Annotated in this window: 16 protein-coding genes and 3 pseudogenes; 12 read left to right on the forward strand and 7 right to left on the reverse strand. The window is 72.4% G+C overall.

Going from position 1 to position 19084, the window contains the following annotated elements:
- Positions 1-182 precede the first annotated feature (182 nt).
- A complete protein-coding gene (locus tag ABZ484_RS16710) occupies positions 183-1676 on the forward strand; it encodes a hypothetical protein (RefSeq protein WP_358866614.1) in 1494 nt (497 codons plus the stop codon).
- An 89-nt stretch (positions 1677-1765) separates the two neighbouring features.
- Here ABZ484_RS16710 and ABZ484_RS16715 read toward each other — a convergent pair whose 3' ends face one another.
- Positions 1766-3196: a SpoIIE family protein phosphatase gene (locus ABZ484_RS16715; protein WP_358866615.1), complete on the reverse strand. Its 1431-nt coding sequence runs from the start codon at positions 3194-3196 to the stop codon at positions 1766-1768.
- A gap of 457 nt (positions 3197-3653) precedes the next feature.
- On the opposite strand from ABZ484_RS16715, the gene ABZ484_RS16720 reads away from it, so the two are divergent.
- Positions 3654-4067, forward strand: coding sequence for an SsgA family sporulation/cell division regulator (locus ABZ484_RS16720; protein WP_358866616.1), 414 nt, complete (start codon positions 3654-3656; stop codon positions 4065-4067).
- Between the two features lie 122 nt (positions 4068-4189).
- Here the strand turns inward: ABZ484_RS16720 and ABZ484_RS16725 are convergent, their stop codons facing one another.
- Complete coding sequence (locus ABZ484_RS16725) at positions 4190-5215, reverse strand: Gfo/Idh/MocA family oxidoreductase (protein ID WP_358866617.1); 1026 nt, start codon at positions 5213-5215, stop codon at positions 4190-4192.
- 114 nt (positions 5216-5329) lie between these two features.
- Complete coding sequence (locus ABZ484_RS16730; protein ID WP_358866618.1) at positions 5330-6430, reverse strand: chemotaxis protein; 1101 nt, start codon at positions 6428-6430, stop codon at positions 5330-5332.
- A gap of 347 nt (positions 6431-6777) precedes the next feature.
- Here ABZ484_RS16730 and asnB point away from each other — a divergent pair, with 347 nt between their 5' ends.
- On the forward strand, positions 6778-8619 hold the full coding sequence (gene asnB, locus ABZ484_RS16735; RefSeq protein ID WP_358866619.1) for an asparagine synthase (glutamine-hydrolyzing): 1842 nt from the start codon (positions 6778-6780) through the stop codon (positions 8617-8619).
- Positions 8620-8724: 105 nt separating this feature from the next.
- On the opposite strand, the gene ABZ484_RS16740 is transcribed toward asnB, so the two are convergent.
- The gene (locus ABZ484_RS16740) at positions 8725-10404 is read right to left on the reverse strand and encodes an alpha/beta hydrolase (RefSeq protein ID WP_358866620.1); all 1680 of its coding nucleotides are present in this window, start codon (positions 10402-10404) and stop codon (positions 8725-8727) included.
- A 272-nt stretch (positions 10405-10676) separates the two neighbouring features.
- On the opposite strand from ABZ484_RS16740, the gene ABZ484_RS16745 reads away from it, so the two are divergent.
- Positions 10677-11342, forward strand: a complete 666-nt coding sequence (locus ABZ484_RS16745; RefSeq protein ID WP_358866621.1) for a chaplin — start codon at positions 10677-10679, stop codon at positions 11340-11342.
- Between the two features lie 115 nt (positions 11343-11457).
- On the opposite strand, the gene ABZ484_RS16750 is transcribed toward ABZ484_RS16745, so the two are convergent.
- Complete coding sequence (locus ABZ484_RS16750) at positions 11458-11976, reverse strand: GNAT family protein (RefSeq protein WP_358866622.1); 519 nt, start codon at positions 11974-11976, stop codon at positions 11458-11460.
- 162 nt (positions 11977-12138) lie between these two features.
- On the opposite strand from ABZ484_RS16750, the gene ABZ484_RS16755 reads away from it, so the two are divergent.
- Positions 12139-12993, forward strand: coding sequence for a GNAT family N-acetyltransferase (locus ABZ484_RS16755; protein WP_358866623.1), 855 nt, complete (start codon positions 12139-12141; stop codon positions 12991-12993).
- 325 nt (positions 12994-13318) lie between these two features.
- Here ABZ484_RS16755 and ABZ484_RS16760 read toward each other — a convergent pair.
- Positions 13319-13714: pseudogene (locus ABZ484_RS16760) on the reverse strand (WHG domain-containing protein); the annotation flags it as partial.
- A gap of 17 nt (positions 13715-13731) precedes the next feature.
- On the opposite strand from ABZ484_RS16760, the pseudogene ABZ484_RS16765 reads away from it, so the two are divergent.
- Positions 13732-14010 (forward strand): annotated as a pseudogene (locus tag ABZ484_RS16765) (epimerase); the annotation flags it as partial.
- A 48-nt stretch (positions 14011-14058) separates the two neighbouring features.
- Here ABZ484_RS16765 and ABZ484_RS16770 read toward each other — a convergent pair.
- Positions 14059-14325 carry a GlsB/YeaQ/YmgE family stress response membrane protein gene (locus ABZ484_RS16770; protein ID WP_358866624.1) on the reverse strand — a complete coding sequence of 89 codons (267 nt, stop codon included), beginning with the start codon at positions 14323-14325 and terminating at the stop codon, positions 14059-14061.
- 310 nt (positions 14326-14635) lie between these two features.
- Here ABZ484_RS16770 and ABZ484_RS16775 point away from each other — a divergent pair, with 310 nt between their 5' ends.
- The 6 genes and pseudogenes from ABZ484_RS16775 to ABZ484_RS16800 all read left to right on the forward strand — a co-directional run.
- Complete coding sequence (locus ABZ484_RS16775) at positions 14636-16090, forward strand: hydrolase (RefSeq protein WP_358866625.1); 1455 nt, start codon at positions 14636-14638, stop codon at positions 16088-16090.
- Between the two features lie 175 nt (positions 16091-16265).
- Positions 16266-17066, forward strand: coding sequence for a metalloregulator ArsR/SmtB family transcription factor (locus ABZ484_RS16780; RefSeq protein ID WP_358866626.1), 801 nt, complete (start codon positions 16266-16268; stop codon positions 17064-17066).
- Positions 17067-17215: 149 nt separating this feature from the next.
- Positions 17216-17293, forward strand: a complete 78-nt coding sequence (locus tag ABZ484_RS16785) for a putative leader peptide (protein WP_353962852.1) — start codon at positions 17216-17218, stop codon at positions 17291-17293.
- A gap of 62 nt (positions 17294-17355) precedes the next feature.
- Positions 17356-17910 carry an NADPH-dependent FMN reductase gene (gene ssuE / locus ABZ484_RS16790; protein ID WP_358866627.1) on the forward strand — a complete coding sequence of 185 codons (555 nt, stop codon included), beginning with the start codon at positions 17356-17358 and terminating at the stop codon, positions 17908-17910.
- A 101-nt stretch (positions 17911-18011) separates the two neighbouring features.
- Positions 18012-18371 (forward strand): YciI family protein, encoded by a 360-nt coding sequence (locus ABZ484_RS16795; RefSeq protein ID WP_030166193.1) that lies wholly within the window; start codon positions 18012-18014, stop codon positions 18369-18371.
- A 474-nt stretch (positions 18372-18845) separates the two neighbouring features.
- Positions 18846-19084 (forward strand): annotated as a pseudogene (locus ABZ484_RS16800) (chitinase); the annotation flags it as partial.

Consider the following 19084-nt stretch of genomic DNA (forward strand, 5'->3'; position numbering starts at 1 on the left):
CGCACCCTGGGGAATGCGCCTGTCATATCGACGGGCCACCGGGTCGGGGTGGCGCGTTCCTACCTGACACCCGTCGTCCCCTGGCACACCATCTGGCGCACCCTGGCGAACCCTGGCGAATAGTCGCCCGGCAAGTCTCGGCGGGTCTACTGTCAACTCAGCCGAGTACCTGGGGGCTTGACGTGACAGGACAACCCAACACCCGTCTCGCGGACCTGTTCGGCCTGGCCGGCTGGTCCAAAGGGGAACTCGCGAGGCTGGTCAACCGGCAGGCGGCGGCCATGGGCCACCCCCAGCTGGCGACCGACACCTCCCGGGTGCGGCGGTGGATCGACACGGGGGAGATCCCGCGCGATCCCGTACCGCGGGTGCTGGCGGCCCTGTTCACCGAGCGTCTCGGCCGTGTCGTGACCATCGAGGACCTCGGTCTGGTACGGCACGGGCGCACGGGGAAACGGCAGGGCGACGGGAGTGTGGACCTTCCCGACGGAGTGCCGTGGGCGCCCGAGCAGACCGCCGCGGTCCTCACCGAATTCACGGGAATGGACCTCATGCTCAACCGACGCGGCTTGGTGGGCGCGGGTGCCGCGCTCACCGCGGGATCCGCACTCAGCGGCGCCATGCACGACTGGCTCCACACCGACCCCACGCTCGACGCCGACGCCCCCCGACTCGACCAGCCCCTGCACGCCGACCCCGCCGGGTACGACCGTTACGACGCCGCTCCCGTCGGGTCGCAGGAGATCGAGGAACTGGAACGCTCGGTGGAGGTGTTCCGCGCCTGGGACGCGGCCCGCGGCGGCGGGCTCCAGCGCAAGGCGGTGGTCGGCCAGCTCAACGAGGTGGGCGGCATGCTCGCCTACCACCACCCACCCCACCTCCAGCGGCGCCTGTGGGGCGTCGCCGCCAACCTCGCCGTCCTGGCGGGCTGGATGTCGCACGACGTCGGCCTGGAGCCGACCGCGCAGAAGTACTTCGTCATCGCCGCGCACGCGGCACGCGAGGGCGGCGACCGCCCCCGCGCGGGCGAGGCGCTCTCGCGCGCGGCACGCCAGATGGTGCATCTGGGCCGGCCCGACGAGGCGCTGGACCTGATGAAACTCGCCCAGTCCGGCTCGGGCGAGCGCCTCCAGCCGCGCACCAAGGCGATGTTCCACACCATCGAGGCCTGGGCGCAGGCGTCGATGGGCAAGGGCCAGGCGATGCGCCGAACCCTCGGACAGGCGGAGGACCTGTTCGTCTCCGAGAAGGGCGAACCGGAGCCTCTGGACTGGATGCAGACCTTCAAGGACGAGGATCTGTACGGCATGCACGCGCTGGCGTACCGCACGCTGGCCGAGTTCGACCCGGGCGCGGCCGTGCACGCCCAGCACTACGCGGAGAAGGCCCTGGCCCTGCGCGTCGACGGGCGCGAGCGGTCGAAGATCTTCGACCATCTCTCCATGGCCTCCGCCTGCTTCATCGCCGACGATCCCGAACAGGCGGCGCGGTACGCCCGGCTGGCCCTGATGGCGATGGGGTCGAACTCCTCCCGCCGTACCTGGGACCGCCTGCGCCAGATGTACCGGCTCACCGCCCAGTTCGCCGGCTATCCGAAGATCCACGAGCTGCGGGAGGAGATCCGGCTGGCCATGCCCAAGGGGAAGGGCAGGAGCCCCGGCAGCGCCCTGGCGTAGGGGCCGCTCGGTTCCCTGCGGCTACGCCGTCGCCACGGCTTCTTCGTCAGCACGGCTTCTTCGTCACCACGGTTACGTCGTCACCGCGGCTACGTCGTCACTCTGGCGACGAGCACACAGGCGTCGTCCGTGCGCCCGCTCGCGGTGAACTCCTCCACGAGCGTCCGCACGCAGTCCCGCGCGCCGCGCGCCGCGCCGAACCGCGGGGCGAGGGCGAGCAGGCGGTCCACGGCGGCCGGTCCGCTGTGCCCGGGCACCAGTGCGTCGGTGTGCAGCACCAGCAGGTCGCCCACGGCGAGGGTCTCCTCGGCTTGCCCGTAGGCGGCGCCGGGTGCGGCGCCGAGCGGGACGCCCTCCGGCGCGTCCAGGGCCCGCCCGGTCCCGTCGCGGAACAGCAGTGGGGCGGGGTGGCCCGCCCGCGCCCACACCAGGGTGCGGGTCGCGGGCCGGTAGCGACAGCACACGGCGCTGCCCAGGGCGGGCTCGGCGGTGGCGTCCAGTAACCGGTTCAGTCCCGTCAACAGCCGGCCGGGCGCGGTGCCCGCCATCGCCAGGCCGCGCAGGGCGCCCAGCAGCATCGCCATGCCGGAGGCCGCGCCGGTCCCGTGGCCGGCGAGGGCGCCGACGCCGAGCAGCAGCTCGCCGTCGGACAGCTCCTGCGCGTCGTACCAGTCGCCTCCCACGGGCGCGCCGACGGAGGCGGGCAGGTGGGAGGCGGCCAGGTCGAGGGCAGGGCGGCCCCGGCGCGGCAGCCGGAGGGTGCCCTGCCACGACGGCAGTACGGCCTCCTTCAGTTCGGCCGCGAGCCGTCGCTCGGTCTGCGCCAGGTCCCGGTGGTGCTGGAGGACGTCACGGGTCTCGCGCACCGCCGACTGGCTGCGGCGCAGCTCGCTGACGTCGCGCAGCACGGCCCACATCGAGGCGGTGCCACCGTCGGTGTCGACCACGGGCTCGCCCATCATGTGGACGGTACGGACCGTGCCGTCCGGTCGCACGATGCGGAACTCCCCGTCGATGAGCCGGGCGTCGACCAGGCAGTCGGTGATCATCGCGGTGAGCCGGGGCCGGTCCTCGTCGAGCGCCAGGGAGGGCAGTTCGTCGAGGGTGAGCGCGGGGCCGGCGGGGTCGCGGCCGAGGATCCGGTAGAACTCGGCGGACCAGCCGGCCTCGTCCGTCAGCAGGTTCCACTCCGCGCTGCCGACCCGGCTGAGCAGGGAGCCTCGGCGCGCACCCGCCGGTTCGGCGGGTGCGGCGGTCGCCGTGCCGGGTACGGCGGGGACCGGGGGCGGGCCGTCCCTCAGCTGGGCCAGGTGTTCGCCCAGATCGCGGAGTTGGTGCAGGGCCAGGTCGCACAGCGCGCGCTCCCACCGGCCCCGTGGGTCCGCGGTGTCGCCCCGCGTCTCCTGCCGCACGGCGTCCACCTCGCCACGGAGCCTGCGTGTCTGCGATATCAGGGCGTCGACGGCGCCGCGTCCCGGCGGCTGGGCGGCCGAGCGGTCCGCGGAGAGAGGGGGCGGCATGACGCACTCCGGAAGGGGGGACGACGAGCGGTACGGCCAGGGCGGTGTGGGGGACCGCTACGACTGTTGCACAGCGGGCGACGGCCCGTAAGGGATTCGACGACACACACTACGGTGGTGCATCTGGCATATGCCACAGTCTTCCCGGAGCGACTCGACCGCTGCCGCCGCGTACGCGATCGGACGGGCAAGTCGTAGGCGGCCTACGTGACTTGGTGGACCGTCACGAGTCCGAGCAGTCGCTCAAAAGGACGTTCGACGAGTGCCCGTTCCATTCCTCCGCGCCTCGGGCGCAGCCCCCGAGGCGACAGTGACGCAGGTCACATGAATTGGGGGTCGGTCGGGCGTAATGCAAACGGACCCTGCGGACTCCTAACAACACACGGCAGACCGACAAGGCAGAGCAGACCGACACGGCAGAACCGGCCGACCTCCGACCCGCAGGAGAGACCGATCCATGGACATCACCCTCGAGCAGCCCGTCCGCGCCCGCCTGATCACCGCGGACGAGCAGGAACTCGCCGTGCCCGCCACCCTCCGCTACGCCTCGGGGGACCCGCTGGCCGTGCACATGGACTTCCCGCCCGAGGCCTCCCTCGACGGCGAGGAGGTCTCCTGGACCTTCTCCCGCTCCCTGCTGGAGGAGGGCCTCGGACAGCCCGCCGGGGCCGGGGACGTGCACCTGTGGCCCTGCGGCGAGAACCGTACGGCGCTCGAGCTGCACTCCCGGTCCGGCATGGCGCTCCTCCAGCTCGACACCCCGGCGCTGCGCCGCTTCCTGCTGCGGACCTACGCCGTCGTCGCGGCCGGCCGGGAGGACGTGTCCGGGGCCGTCGACCGAGGCCTGAACGCCCTGTTCGGCACGGTCTGAGTACGACGGCCGCCACGCCCGGCCGCTCCCGGGCCGCCGCGGACCGGCAACGCGGACCGGCAACATGGACCGGCAACATGGACCGGCAACGCGGACCGGCAACACGGTCACGCGCGTGCGGTTCAGCCGTCGGTTCGCGCGTAGAGGTCCGGGCGCGGGGCGAGGGTGATCCGCACGCGCCCGCCTCCCTCGAGCGAGCGGACCCCGGCCTCGGCGACGGCGGAGGCGGCGTAGCCGTCCCAGGCGCCGGGGCCGGTGACGCGTCCGCGCCGGGTGGCGTCCACCCAGGCCTGGACCTCACGGTCGTAGGCGTCGGCGAAGCGTACGAGGTAGTCCTGGGGCACCTCCTGGCGGGCACCGCCCCCCGAGGTGACGGCCATCCCGTGTTCCTCGCCGATGCGGGCGCTGCCCGTCTCGCCCACGGCCTCGCAGCGCACCTGGTAGCCGAACCCGCAGTTGACGAACACCTCCACGTCCACCAGCGCCCCCCGCTCCGTCTCGAAGAGCACGAACTGCGGGTCCGCCAGGCCCTGCGGCGCCCCCGAGGACGGCGCCGGACGCAGCACGGTCACCGCGGTCAGCTCCTGGCCGAGCAGCCAGCGGGCCGCGTCGATCTCGTGCGACACCGAGCTGTTGATCAGCATGGCGCTGGTGAAGTGCGGCGGGGAGGAGACGTTGCGGTGGGTGCAGTGCAGCATCAGCGGCCGCCCCAGGGTCCCGTCGTCCAGCAGCGACTTCAGCCGCCGGTACTCGGCGTCGTAGCGCCGCATGAAGCCGATCTGCGCCAGCCGCCGCCCGAGCCGGGCCTCCGCCTCCACCACCCGCAGCGCCCCGTCCGAGTCCGGGACCATCGGCTTCTCGCACAGCACCGGCAGCCCCCGCGCGAAGGCCGCGAGCAGCGCCTCCTCGTGCGCGGGCCCGGGCGAGGCGATCAGGACGGCCTCGACACCCGGAGCGTCGAGCGCGGCCACCGCCTCCTCGTGCACCGAGACATCCGCGATCCCGCCCACCGCCTCCTTCGCCCGGGCCGTGTCCGGGTCCGCCACCGCGGCCACCCTGGCTCCGCTCACCACCTGGTCCAGCCGTCGTATGTGATCGGCCCCCATGTGCCCGGCACCCAGCACCGCCACGCCCAGCAGCTCACCCACGTACGCGCTCCCTCCTCGCCGACGAGTCCCGCCGTAGCGTAGACGCCGGTGAGGAGGGAGCGTGAGGGGCTCGGAAGCGCTTTCGGTCCCGGTCCGACCGGTGCGCTCTCGCGGTCAGTACCGCAGGACCCCGGCCATGCCCTGCTCCTCGCCCAGGGTGCCGTCCGGGACGAAGCGGACCTCGGCCCCGGTCTCCAGGCACAGCTCGACGATCTCGTCCACGATGTCCTCGCGGGCGTCGAGGTCGCCGCTCGCGGCGGGGATCAGATGGTCGCCGAAGGCGTCGCGCACCGTCACCCGGTAGTTCTCCTCGACGGCCAGCAGCCGCACCCGGCCCTCCCGGGCGGTGCGCCACAGCTCGTCGACGCCGGCCGCGAACTCCTTGCGCCCGCGGGCCGCCGTGAGCTCGCGGACGACGGCCTCCGTCTCCTCGCGCGCCTGGGCCTCCTGCACCGGCCGTATCGCACGCCACACGGCATCGGCGGTGCCGTGCGCCAGCCCGCCGCGCGGCACCTGGACGGCGCACTTGGCGACCGAGCCGAACTCGTCGAGGACGGAGAGCGCGGCCGGCACGCCCGTGACGTACAGCGGACGCGGGTGGTCGCGCAGGACCGCGCTCATCGCGGTGTCGGCGTCCCGCAGGAAGTGGCGGGTGCGCTCGTCGCGGAACATGCTCGGCGCGTCACCGATCTGCTCCTGGCGCTCGGCGTCGAAGTTTTCGCCGAGGTCGCGGGCCAGCGGGAAGCCGCCGGTGCGTGCTTCGGTGACCCGCCCGCCCCCGCCGTTCCACAGGGTGATGCGGTCCGCGGAGACCGACAGGACCCAGAAGGGGCGCTCGGCGGCGTGCGCGGAGACCAGGTTGCGGGTGAGGAACGTGTCCGAGAGGACCACGCGCTCCGGAACCGTACGGCCGAGCGACCAGACCTGGTGCTCGCCGGGCGCCGCGAGGATCAGCAGCCCGTCCTCGGCATGGGTCAGGTCCACCTCGGCGAGGGCCTGGTCGAGGTGCCGCACGACGTCGGCGCGCCGCTCCCGGGTGACCGCCGGGTCGGTCTCCAGCTGCTTCTTGGCCTCGGCCACGGCATTGCGCAGCCGGACCGGATCCTGGAAGTTGTCGGGCTCGCGGCGGTGCGTCGGCGTCAGCACGGACACCGCGGGGTAGCTGCGGGGGCGCCGCAGCCGGGCAAGGGTCGCGGGACTCAGATCGTGCTCCATGACAGAACCATAGGGCGATTTCCCATACCGGGCATTTGGAGTAATCGGGGCCCGGACGCGCGGTGGTCGCCCCCGCGCCGCCGGCCGTCGTCACCGCTTCTGGGGGCCGGGATGGAATGCGGTGCGGGATGTGTTTGCCCATGTTGGGGAAGTCTTTGCCCGTGGCCGAATCCCGGCGGGTCGCTCCTGGTGGGCGGCCCATTCGTAAGTGTCGCGTAAGCAAAGTGCGGCCGAAAACACGAGGGTGGCACGGTCGTTCGGGCTACGGCCGCGTTGACCGGCCCGGTCGGGTGGCAGAGGCTCGTCATATAGGTGCTCGATACAACTGGTGCGCCAGGAGGTACGACATGTGCGGCATCACCGGCTGGGTCTCCTACGACCGCGACCTGCGCGCCGAGGCCGCGACCCTGGACGCGATGACGGAGACGATGGCCTGCCGCGGCCCCGACGCCCGCGGCACGTGGACCGACGGGCCCGCCGCCCTCGGCCACCGCCGGCTCGCGATCATCGACCTGCCCGGCGGCCGCCAGCCCATGACCGCCGACACCCCGGACGGTCGCGTCGCACTCGTCTACTCGGGTGAGACGTACAACTTCACCGAACTGCGCGCCGACCTCCTCGCGCGCGGCCACCGCTTCACCACCGACTCCGACACCGAGGTGGTCCTGCGCGGCTATCTCGAGTGGGGCGACACCGTCGCGGAGCGGCTCAACGGCATGTACGCCTTCGCCGTGTGGGACGGCCGCCACGACAAGCTGGTCATGATCCGCGACCGCATGGGCATCAAGCCGTTCTACTACCACCCCACCCCCGACGGCGTCCTCTTCGGCTCCGAGCCCAAGGCGATCCTCGCCAACCCCCTCATCCGCCGCCGGGTCACCCTCGACGGGCTGCGCGAGCTGTTCACCTTCGTCAAGACCCCGGGACACGCGGTGTGGGACGGCATGCGCGAGGTCGAACCCGGCACCGTCGTCACCGTCGACCGCACCGGCCCGCACACCCGCGTCTACTGGCGCCTGGACACCCGGCCCCACCCGGACGACCGCGACACCACCATCGCCACCGTCCGCACCCTCCTGGACGACATCGTGCGCCGCCAGCTCGTCGCCGACGTGCCCCGCTGCACCCTGCTCTCCGGCGGCCTGGACTCCTCGGCGATGACCGCGCTGGCCGCCCGTCAGCTCGCCGAGCACGGCGAGAGGGTACGCAGCTTCGCCGTCGACTTCGTCGGCCAGACGGACAACTTCGTCGCCGACGACCTGCGCGCCACCCCCGACACGCCGTTCGTGCACGACCTGGCCCGCGCCGCGGACACCGACCACCAGGACATCGTGCTCGACGCCCACACCCTCGCCGACCCCGACGTGCGGGCGAGGGTGCTCCGGGCCCGGGACCTGCCCATGGGCCTCGGCGACATGGACGCCTCGCTGTACCTGCTGTTCCGCAGCATCCGCGACCACTCCACGGTCGCCCTGTCCGGCGAGTCCGCCGACGAGGTCTTCGGCGGCTACCAGCAGTTCTTCGACGAGGAGGCACGCCGCGCCGACACCTTCCCCTGGCTGGTGCGCTTCGCCCGCGACTTCGGCGACGACGGCGACGTCATGCGGTCCGACCTCGCCCGGACGCTGGACCTGCCCTCCTACGTCGCCGACAGCTACCGCACCGCCGTCTCCGGCATCCACCGCCTCGACGGCGAGAGCGACTTCGAGTACCGGATGCGGCAGATCTGCCATCTGCACCTGACCCGTTTCGTACGCGTCCTGCTCGACCGCAAGGACCGGATGAGCATGGCCGTCGGACTCGAGGTGCGGGTGCCCTTCTGCGACCACCGGCTCGTGGAGTACGTCTACAACACGCCCTGGTCCCTGAAGTCCTTCGACGGACGGGAGAAGAGCCTGCTCAGGGAGGCCACCGCGGACCTGCTGCCCAGGTCCGTGTACGACAGGGTCAAGAGCCCGTACCCGTCCACCCAGGACCCCAAGTACGCGCTCGCCCTCCAGGACCACACCAAGGACCTGCTCGCCCGGCCCGGACACCCGGTGTTCGACCTCGTCGACCGGGAGCGGGTGCGCGAGGCGGCGCACCGCGACACACCCGTCATCACCCAGGCGGCCCGGCGCGGGCTGGAGAAGACCCTGGACCTGGCCCTGTGGCTGGACCTCTACCAGCCGGAGATCGTCACCGGCTGAGCCGGACCGGACCGCGCGGCCGCCGGTCTCCCGCCCGCCGGTCTCCCACCCGCCGGTCTCCCACCCGCCGGTCTCCCGCCCGCCGACGCCTCACCCGCCGGCCTCTCACCCGCTGATGCCGGGCTGCGTGTCCGGCGGGCAGGAGCTTCCGCTCGGCGGAAGGGAACCGTAGAGGAGGAAGTCGTTCACCTTCCGGTGCACGCACCGGGATGACGCGTACCCCGTGTGACCCTCACCCCGGTTGTCGAGCACCACGGCCGACCGGCCCAGCCGCCGCGCGGTCTCCACGGTCCAGCGGTACGGGGTCGCCGGGTCGCCGCGGGTGCCCACCAGCAGCATCCGGGCGGTGTCGACGTTCTTGACCTTCTCCCGGATGAAATCGCTGCCCTTGGGGCGGCCGTAGCACATCAGCAGCTCGCTGAGCCGGTAGTGGCCGAAGACCGGTGAGGCCGCCTCGTAGTCGGCGCTGAGCCGGCCGAGGTCCTTGGTGAGCTGCCCGGCGCTGGGCCGGTCCGGGTCGTCCGCGCAGTTGATCGCCATCATCGCGGCCGGCGCGTTGTCCGGCGGCACGTCCGCGGCGCCCACCAGTCCGCCGCCGCTGCCCGGCGGCCTCGCCGCTCCGGCCCGCTCCGGCGCGCCCTGCCGGGCCTGCCGGGCCTGCCGGGCCTGTCCGTCGCCCGGGGGCGGGGCCATACCGCCGGTCGCGAAGGCCTCGACACCGCGGGTGTCACCGTCCTGGACCAGAGAGGCGATCGCACGCTCCAGGGAGGGCCACATGGCCTTGCTGTACAGCGCCTGCCCGATCGCACCCACCAGGTCCTGGCCGGAGAGCCTGCCGCCGTAACCGTTCGGCACCGGGCTCGCGTCGAGCGAGCCGATGAGCTGGAGCACCTGGTCGCCGGCCGCGCGCCGGTCCTGTCCGAACGGGCAGGCGATGTCCTGCACACACCAGTCGAGGAAGTCCTCCAGGGCCGTCTGCTGCCCCTCGGCGGCCACCCGGCCCTGCTCCGACAGAGGCTCGGTCAGCGTGTCCACCCCGTCGAGGGCCATCCGACCCACCTTGTGCGGGAACTCGGCCGCGTACACCGCGCCGAGCCGGGTGCCGTAGGAGAAGCCCAGGTAGTTGAGCTTGCGGTCGCCGAGGGCCTGACGGATCACGTCGAGGTCCCGCGCCGCGTCGACCGTCCCTATGTGCGGCAGGACCGGGCCGGAGTGCTTCGCGCACTCGGCCGCGACCTTCTTCCACTCCTCCAGCGCCTTGCGCGCCGCCGTCGCGTTGCCGAGGTCCGGATTCGCCTCGCCCGAACCGCCGCCCGCGTCCGAGGAGTCCGCGTCGGTGCCGATCCCGCAGCTGACCGGGGAGGACCTGCCCACGCCCCGCGGATCGAAGGTGACCACGTCGTAGCCGTTGGTCAGGTCCATGAACTCCTTGCCGCCGTCCGCGGCGAGCGCGGGGACGCCCGCGCCGCCGGGGCCGCCGAAGTTGAGCACCACCGAACCCCGCGACTTGCCGGTGGCCCGGTAGCGGGCCAGCGCCAGATCGATGGTGCCCCCACCCGGACGGGCGTAGTCGAGGGGGACGGTGACCTTGCCGCACTGCATGTCGTCGGGGGCGCCCGCCTCGCACGCCGCCCACGTCACCTTCTGACGGTAGAACCGGCTCAGACCGGGCGGCCCGTCGCCCGCGACCGCCGCCGGCAGCCCCGCGCCGAGCAGGGTCAGCGTCACGGCCCCGACGCCCGCACAGCGCCGGGCCGCCGACCGCGTCGACAGCTTGGCCAGCATCGATGCCTCCAGGGGCGCTCCGCCGCGGACCGGGACAACGCCCTCGAACACCATAAGCGGCGCCCCCGGGCCTCGCCTCCCGGCGCCGCGGCGGGCGTGATCCGGCACGGCCCCCGGCTGCCGTGGGCGCCCGTGCGAGGCTCCGCGGGCCGTTCGAAAAGCGGGCCGCTCGATGGGGTGAAAGACCGATAAGCCATAACTCGGATCGTTCACCGGCGTTTTACCCGGCGCGGGCGAGTGCCCGCACTCCATGTCTGGAAGGCACAGGACCTATGAAACGGGTTACCCGAAACGGTGTGATCGCCGTCGCCGCGTCCGGCGCCATGGCGATGACAGTGCCGGTGTCCGCCGCGTTCGCCGCCGACGGCGGAGCCACGGCGGACGGCGCCGCGGTCGGCTCGCCCGGGTTGATCTCAGGCAACACCATTCAGCTCCCGGTGCACATCCCGGTGAACGTGTGCGGCAACACGGTGAGCGTGGTGGGACTCCTCAACCCCGCGGCGGGCAACCGCTGCGTCAACGCGTCCGCCGGGAGGGATCGGACGCCCTCCGGCGGCGGAGCGACGGCACGGGCCGGCGGAAAGGATTCGCCAGGCGTGATCTCCGGCAACGGCATCCAGCTTCCCGTGCACGTCCCGGTCAACGTCAGCGGCAACACCGTGAACGTGGCCGGCGTCGGCAATCCGTCGGTCGGCAACACGTCCACGAACGGCGAACGCCCCGACAAGCCCGCACCCCGGCCGGTCGCACCGCCCACGCGCGCCACGCCGCACCCGGCACCGAAGCCGCTGCCGCACCCCGTGACCACCCCCACGACGCAGGCGTCGCTCGCCCACACCGGCACCGACCAGACCCTGCCCGCCGTCGCCGCGAGCGCGGCACTGCTGCTCGGCGGATCCGTCCTCTACCGGCGCCACCGCCCCCGGACGCACCGCTGAGTCGCCCCCGTCCGCCCTACGGCACGGAAGGACCCCACCCGCGCGGGACGCACCGGTGGGGTCCTCCCCCCCGTCCGAGCGGCGGGGCCCCGGTCCGGGTCGCCGTGCGGAACTCTCAGTGCACATCGCCGCGCAGGATGCTGTACCGCACTCCGTCCCGCCAGCGGCCGTCCCGGAAGGAGACGCTGCGCAGGACGCCCTCCCTGGTGAAGCCCGCCTTCTCCAGGGCGCGCTGCTCCGCGAGGTTCTCGGCCTCGGTGTCCGCCTCGATCCGCATCACGGTGCTGTGCGCGAAGAGGTACCGCATCAGCTGCCGCTGCGCCTCGGTCCCGGCACCCTTCCCGCGGGCCTCCGGCAGCAGCGCGATGCCCATGTTCCAGTAGTACGAGGCCGGCGCCGGGACGATCCTGCGCCAGGCGACGAACCCCAGCCGCTCCGGCCCGCGCACCACCATCAGGTGCCCCGTGTCCTCGGCGAGCAGACCGTTCTCCGCCCATTGCCGGCGCCAGCGCCCCGGATCCCGCCAGCCGTACCACTGGAAGGGCGACGCGGCCTCGGGATCGTGGAGGAAGCGTTCCATGACGGGCAGGTCCGCCTCGTCCACCGGGCGGAGGCTGATGTCGGCCGGGTTCATGACCGGTCACCCTAAAGGGCCCGGCCGGCATGCGGAAGCGGCCGATCGGCCGTGGGCGTACGGCTTGATCCCGCCGTGGCGCGCCCACCCGCGATCCGGAAGGATGCTGCGCGCACGCCCCACGGAAGCACTCGAACACCCACGGACATACGGAGCACATCCATGCCCTTCGCCGTCCACGAAGACCTCGTCGTCACCCGGGCCACCCTCGAGGACTGGCCGGTGATCAGAGGGTGGGCGGCGGACGAGGGCTGGAACCCGGGGCTGTCCGACGGGCCGGCCTTCTTCGCCCAGGACCCGGACGGCTTCTTCCTGGGCCGGATCGACGGTGAACCCGTCTCCGCGATCTCGGTGGTGAACCACGGCCCCGACTACGCCTTCCTGGGCTGCTACCTGGTCCGCCCCGACCTGCGCGGCCACGGCCACGGCCTGACCACCTGGAAGACCGCCCTCGCCCACGCGGGGGACCGTACGATCGGCCTGGACGGCGTGGTCGCCCAGCAGGACAACTACCGGCAGTCGGGCTTCGAGGCCGCTCACCGCACCATCCGGTTCACCGGCACGGCGCCCGCCGCCCGGCCTCCGGCCGGCATCCGGCAGGCCGGCCCCGCCGACCTGGCGGACGTGACCGCCTACGACGCCGCCTGTCATCCGGCGGAGCGCCCGCGCTTCGTCGCCCACTGGCTGACCACGCCGGGACACCGCGCCCTGGTCCGCCGCGCAGGCGACAGGGTCACCGGCTACGGCGTGCTCCGCCCGGCCCACGTCGGCCTGCGCATCGGTCCGCTGTTCGCCGACACCCCCGAGGACGCACGGGCCCTGTTCGCGGCGCTGACCGCAGACGCCGAGGGCCACGAGGTGGCCGTGGACGTCCCCGAGACCAACGCGGCGGGCATCGCCCTGGCCGAGCAGGCCGGTCTGGCGCCGTCCTTCGAGACCGCCCGCATGTACACGGGACCGGTACGGCCGTACGCACGCGCGCGGGTCTACGGGGTCACCACCCTGGAACTCGGCTGATCAACGGCCCACCCCGCACCCGCCCGGGGCGCGCAAGCACCCGCCGGCGCGAGCGGCCGTCCGTGTGCCGGAGCTGCCGTCCGGGTGCGGGTGCGGCATCCGTCTGTGGGTGGGGCCGCGTGTCTGTGGGTGCGGCCGTCTGGCTGCGGGTGGGGCCGCGTGTCTGTGGGTGCGGCCGTCTGGCTGCGGGTGGGGCCGCGTGTCTGTGGGTGCGGCCGTCCGGCTGCGGGTGCGGTCGCCTGTCTGCGCGAGCTGCCGTCCGGCTGCGTGAGCGAGTGCCCGCTGGCGCGGGCGACCGTCCGCGCCGGCTCGGTCGGGCTCGTGCTCAGCCGCGATCCGTCGCGGCGTCCAGGGCGAACGCGTCCGCCAGCATGTCGATCTGCGCGGCGAGCAGTGTGGCGCCCTCGTGGCGCATGCCGCTGAACTGCCCGGACACCTCCAGACCCACGGCCCCGTGCAGATGGGCCCACACGAGCACCGCGCCGGCCAGCGCCGTGCCCCCTTCGCCCGTGGGCACTACCGAGCGTGCCCACGCCGCGACCTCGGGGTCCCCGGCGGCCCAGGCCGTCATCTGGCCGACCAGTGGCCGCACCGCCGCGGAGGGCTCGGCCGCCGCGAAGCACGGCAGGAACGGCCCGAGCACCGCCCGGGCACTGTCCAGCGTGTCGGGCGGGGCGGCGTAGCCCGGTACGGGCGTGCCCTCGATCAGCAGATAGCGGTGCGGTTGCGCGACCCTGCCCGACCGCGCCCGCTGTGAGTACGCGCGAGATCCACGCGATGATCGAGAGGCGGGTCGGGCGGCCGCTGAACGTCGTGGTCCTAACCGAAGCCCGCCCCTTCGGCCCGTTCGACGAACGGTTCATGGGGGAGTACGCCGAGATGTTCTACCAGCACACGGAGCCCCAGATCGTGGACTCCTCCGCGTTCGAGCGGGCCTTCGGCGCGGCCCCGGCTCCGCTCACCGACACCATCGACACCACCCTGGCCTGGTACGGCCAGTGGCTCGCGAACCGCTGACGGTCGCGGTGAGCGGTGGGTGTGCCGGAGCGGGGCCGAGGGCCCGTGTCAGCGATGCGTCGTCTTCGCCCGGTCCAGCGCGACGACGCCCACCGCGGCGAGCGCGATCTGGATGAGCCACTCGATCCAGTCGACCCCCTTGGTGTCGGCCACCCCGATCGCGCCCGCTATCGCGGCGCCGACCAGCGCGGCCACGATGCCGATGAGGATCGTCCAGAGAATCCCGATGCGCTGACGGCCTGGGACGACGAGCCGTCCCAGGACGCCGATGACGATGCCGATGACGATGGCACTGATGATGCCGCTGATCTCCATCTTCGCCCCTCTTCGTCGTTTCCCTGTCGTCCCCCGTCCTCGTCCCCCGTCGTCGCCCCCGTTGCCCTCTCCTGTCCTCGTCCCCCGTTCTCATCGCCCGTTGTCGTCTTCCGTCGTCCTCCCCGCGTCCATCGAATGCCCCCTGTAACCGGATGCACTCCATACGGTTGTCGCCGGGACCTTCTGTTCACCGTCCGGTCATGCCATGTACCTTTCAATCGTAGTGACGCGTGTAGAACGCTCGGATGGGTTCTACGCGCGCAGACTCGGCGCCCGCACCGCCCCTTCACCCCACTCGGAGGTTCGCCGGATGCCCGGATCCAGAAGATTCCGCAGATTCCGCCGCAGGCTCACCACCGGCCTGGCCGGCCTCGGACTGCTCGTCGCCCCGGCGGCCCTGCAGCTCTCCACCAGCGCCACTCCCGCCCACGCGGCCACCACCCACCGCGTCCTGTTCGACAACGCCCACGCCGAGACCGCCGGCAACGCCGACTGGATCATCTCCACCAGCCAGCCCGACCCGCTCGGCCAGGACTCCTCCCCGTCCGCCGAGACGGACTGGACCGGTGCCCTGTCCTCCTGGGGCGTGGCCCTCCAGAGGACCGGCGGTTACAGCCTCAAGACGCTTCCCTCCGGTGCGAGCCTCTCCTACGGCGGCTCGTCGTCGACCGACCTGTCCAACTTCGACGCGCTGGTGCTGCCCGAGCCGAACACGCTCTTCACCAGCGCCGAGAAGACGGCGATCATGAACTTCGTCAAGAACGGCGGCGGCCTGTTCATGATCTCCGATCACACCGGCTCCGACCGCAACAACGACGGCAAGGACTCGGTGCAGATCCTGAACGACCTGATGAGCAACAACAGCGTCGACTCCACCGACCCGTTCGGCTTCTCCATCGACTCGCTCAACATCACCTCCGACCACCCGGCCGCGATCAGCGACTCCACGGACCCGGTGCTGCACGGCTCCTTCGGCACCGTCACCAAGAGCCTGATCGCCAACGGCACCACCGCCACCCTCAAGCCGTCCGACAACTCCTCCGTCAAGGGCCTGCTCCACCGCACCGGTTACTCCGGCAACACCGGCGCCTTCTTCGTCACCAGCACCTTCGGCAGTGGCCGCGTCGCGTACTGGGGCGACAGCTCGCCGATCGACGACGGCACCGGCCAGTCCGGCAACACCCTCTACGACGGCTGGAACGACTCCAGCGCCACCGACGCCGCCCTCGCCCTCAACGCCACCGCCTGGCTGGCCGGTTCGGGCACCAGCGGTGGCGGTGGGACCGGCTCCTGCACCGCCGCCCAGCTGCTCGGCAACAGCGGCTTCGAGTCCGGCGACACCGTCTGGAGCGCGAGCAGCGGCGTCATCACCGGCGACTCCGGTGAGGCGGCGCGCACCGGCTCGTACAAGGCCTGGCTGGACGGTTACGGCTCCGCCCACACGGACACCCTCGCGCAGACCGTCACCATCCCCTCCGGGTGCACGACGGCCGCGCTGGGCTTCTACCTCCACGTGGACACGGCGGAGACGACCACCACCACGGCCTACGACACGCTCAAGGTGCAGGTGCTCAACAGCGGCGGCACCGTGCTGTCGACCCTTGCCACGTACTCCAACCTCAACGCCCAGAGCGGCTACAGCCGGCGCGGCTTCAGCCTGGCCGGCTACGCGGGCCAGACGGTGACGATCAAGTTCACCGGCACCGAGGGCTCCACCCTCCAGACGTCGTTCGTCGTCGACGACACCTCGCTCGACGTCTCCTGACGGCCGGGGTGGTGGGCCGGGGACGGGCCCACCACCCACGCGCCTCTCACGCATCACTCATGCACCACCCGCCCCCACCCTCTCGCACGCGGCATGCCGTCAGGGATGCCCTCGGTTTGACATGCAGGTAATCGCCTGCATAACTGTACGTATGCAAGGAGGCGGCGACTCGGGAATGGACAGGGTCTTCAAGGCACTCGCCGACGAGACCCGCAGACGGCTGCTGGACCGGCTGCGCGAGAACAACGGGCAGACGCTGGCGGAGCTGTGCGCGCGCATCGGGATGACGCGCCAGTCGGTGACCCAGCACCTGGCCGTCCTGGAGGCCGCCAACCTGGTGAGCACGGTGCGCCGGGGCCGGGAGAAGCTGCACTACCTGAACCCGGTCCCGCTGCACGACATGCAGGAGCGCTGGATCGAGAGGTTCGAGCGCCCGCGCCTGAGCGTGCTCGGCGCCGTGAAGCGACGTGCCGAGGAAACAGCCGAGAAAGCAGCCGAGGGAACCATGACCGACAAGCCGACCTACGTCTACGTCACCTACATCGAGAGCACGCCCGAAGCGGTGTGGGACGCCCTCACGGACGCCGACCTGACCGCCGCCTACTGGGGCCACAGCAACGTCTCGGACTGGCAGCCGGGCTCCCGCTGGGAGCACGTGCGCACCGACGGCTCCGGCATCGCCGACGCGGTCGGCACCGTCGTGGCGGCGGACCGGCCGACCCGCCTGGTGACCACCTGGGCCGCACCCGAGAACGCGGACCGGGAGGAGAGCCACTCGCGGGTCACCTTCGACATCCGGCCCCACGGCGACATCGTCCGGCTCACCGTCACCCACGAGAACCTCAGGGACGAACAGGAGCTCGCCGACGTGTCCGGCGGCTGGCCGGCGGTCCTGTCCAACCTGAAGTCCCTGATGGAGACCGGCACTCCGCTCCCGCAGGAACCCTGGCTGATGGCCCGTCAGGACCGTGGCTGACACCGGCCCGCCGACCGTTTCCCGCCGAAGTCCCCGTGTCCTTCCCGTGCGGCTCGTGCCCGCGTGCACCGCGCCGTTCCGCGATACGAGAACGGCCGGCTCTTCCTTGACGGCCGTCCTCGGCGGCTGACACGATCGGCGGCATGACGATGCGACTGGACCTCACGCGGCGACGCCATGTCGACCTCGCCCGTGTCTCCAGCGCCTCCTGTTGCCCCGCGGCCTGATCCTTCCTCCCGATCCGCCGCCTTTCTGCCGCCCGTCCCGCATTCCGCAACAGGAGTCCCGCATGGCCATCGTCCTGTCCGTCTCCGGCAGCCCGTCCGTCTCTTCGCGCACCAACCGCCTGCTGCGCCACCTCGACCGGCGCCTTCTCGAACAGGGCCACGAGGTGATACCGCTCGACGTGCGGACGATCCCCGCCGAGGCCCTGCTCGGCGCGGACTTCCGGCATCCGGCGATCGTCGAGGCCACCGAGCTGTTCGCCCGTGCCGACGGGATCGTCGTCGGCACCCCCGTCTACAAGGCGTCGTACTCCGGTGTCCTCAAGGCGCTGCTCGACCTGCTGCCGCAGTACGCGCTCACCGGCAAGACGGTGCTGCCGCTCGCCACCGGCGGCTCCACCGCCCACGTCCTCGCCATCGACTACGCCCTGCGTCCCGTGCTCAACTCCATGGGCGCGGCGCACATCGTGCAGGGCTGGTTCACCCTCGACAAGGACATCACCGTGCACGAGGACGGCTCGCTGTCGGTCGCGCCCGCCGCCACCGAGGCGCTGGCCCAGGTCGTCGACCGGTTCTCGGCGGTCCTGGGCGGCACGCCGCTGCTGGCCGCGGCGAGCTGAGCCGGGAAGAGGTTCTTCAGGCGTCCTCGGGCGAGGTGCCGATCCGGGCGTGTGCCGTTCGTGTAGGAGGGGGACAACGGCACGACGCCAAGGAGGACATCATGAAGTACTACCTGCTCAGCGTGATCCAGCCGAGCGAGGGCGCGCCCCCCTCGGCCGAGGCGCTGGCGGACATCGTGGGCAGCCTGGAGCTCTTCCACCAGGAGCTGCGCGAGGCCGGGGCATGGGTGTTCGCGGGCGGGCTGCACGGCCCGGAGTCCGCCACCGTGCTGCGTCCGAAGGGCGACGAGGTGCTGGCCACCGACGGGCCCTTCACCGAGGGCAAGGAGTACCTGGGCGGCGTGTGTGTGATCAAGGCGCCGGACCTGGACGCCGCCCTGGACTGGGGCCGGAAGGCGAGCCGGGCCACCACCCTGCCGATCGAGGTGCGTCCCTTCCTGCACCCGGCCGACGAGCGATGACCGGCACGGGCGGCGTGCCGCGGGACCCTCGCGGCGCGGGCCTGCACCGATCCCGAGCGCATCCCGCGCCACCCGAGGAGGGCGACACCCCCTAGGTGCCAGCCGACACCGACACCGACACCGACACCGACACCGACGGCGCCGGCACCGAACTGCGCCCGCTTCGTGTCGTCCAGGCGGGCGATATGGTCCAACTCGCTCGAAGGAGGGCCACCGCACCGGAGGGCGCCGAACAGCTTCACAGGGACGGGCGTTGAGGCGTCCGGCGCGCAGGGGGACGCGTCGGACGCCTCTCGTATGTTGACTGGTCTACACCCTTGACTGGTACAGACCAAAACGGTTGAGTGTGCCTCCACACCCCCCACCACGGCCGCCCCCCACACCCTGGCCGGGACCACCGGCACGCGCGCACGAGGCCGGGCTTTCCCCTGCCCCCGCCCGGGAGCGGCCGTGCCGCGCGAAGGAGTTGATTCCGTGTCGAGGCGCCGCATCGCCGCAGTCCTGACCTCGCTCGCCCTCTCGGGCGCCGCCCTGGCGCTCCAGTCGGCCCCCACCGCATCCGCGGCCGGCTTCGTGGTCAGTCAGGCGCAGTTCAACCAGATGTTCCCGGGCAGGAACTCGTTCTACAGCTACAGCGGTCTCACCGCCGCGCTCAGCGCCTACCCCGGCTTCGCCAACACCGGCAGCGACACCGTGCGCAAGCAGGAGGCCGC

The sequence above is a fragment of the Streptomyces sp. NPDC006393 genome (assembly GCF_040628575.1).
Lineage (GTDB): Bacteria > Actinomycetota > Actinomycetes > Streptomycetales > Streptomycetaceae > Streptomyces.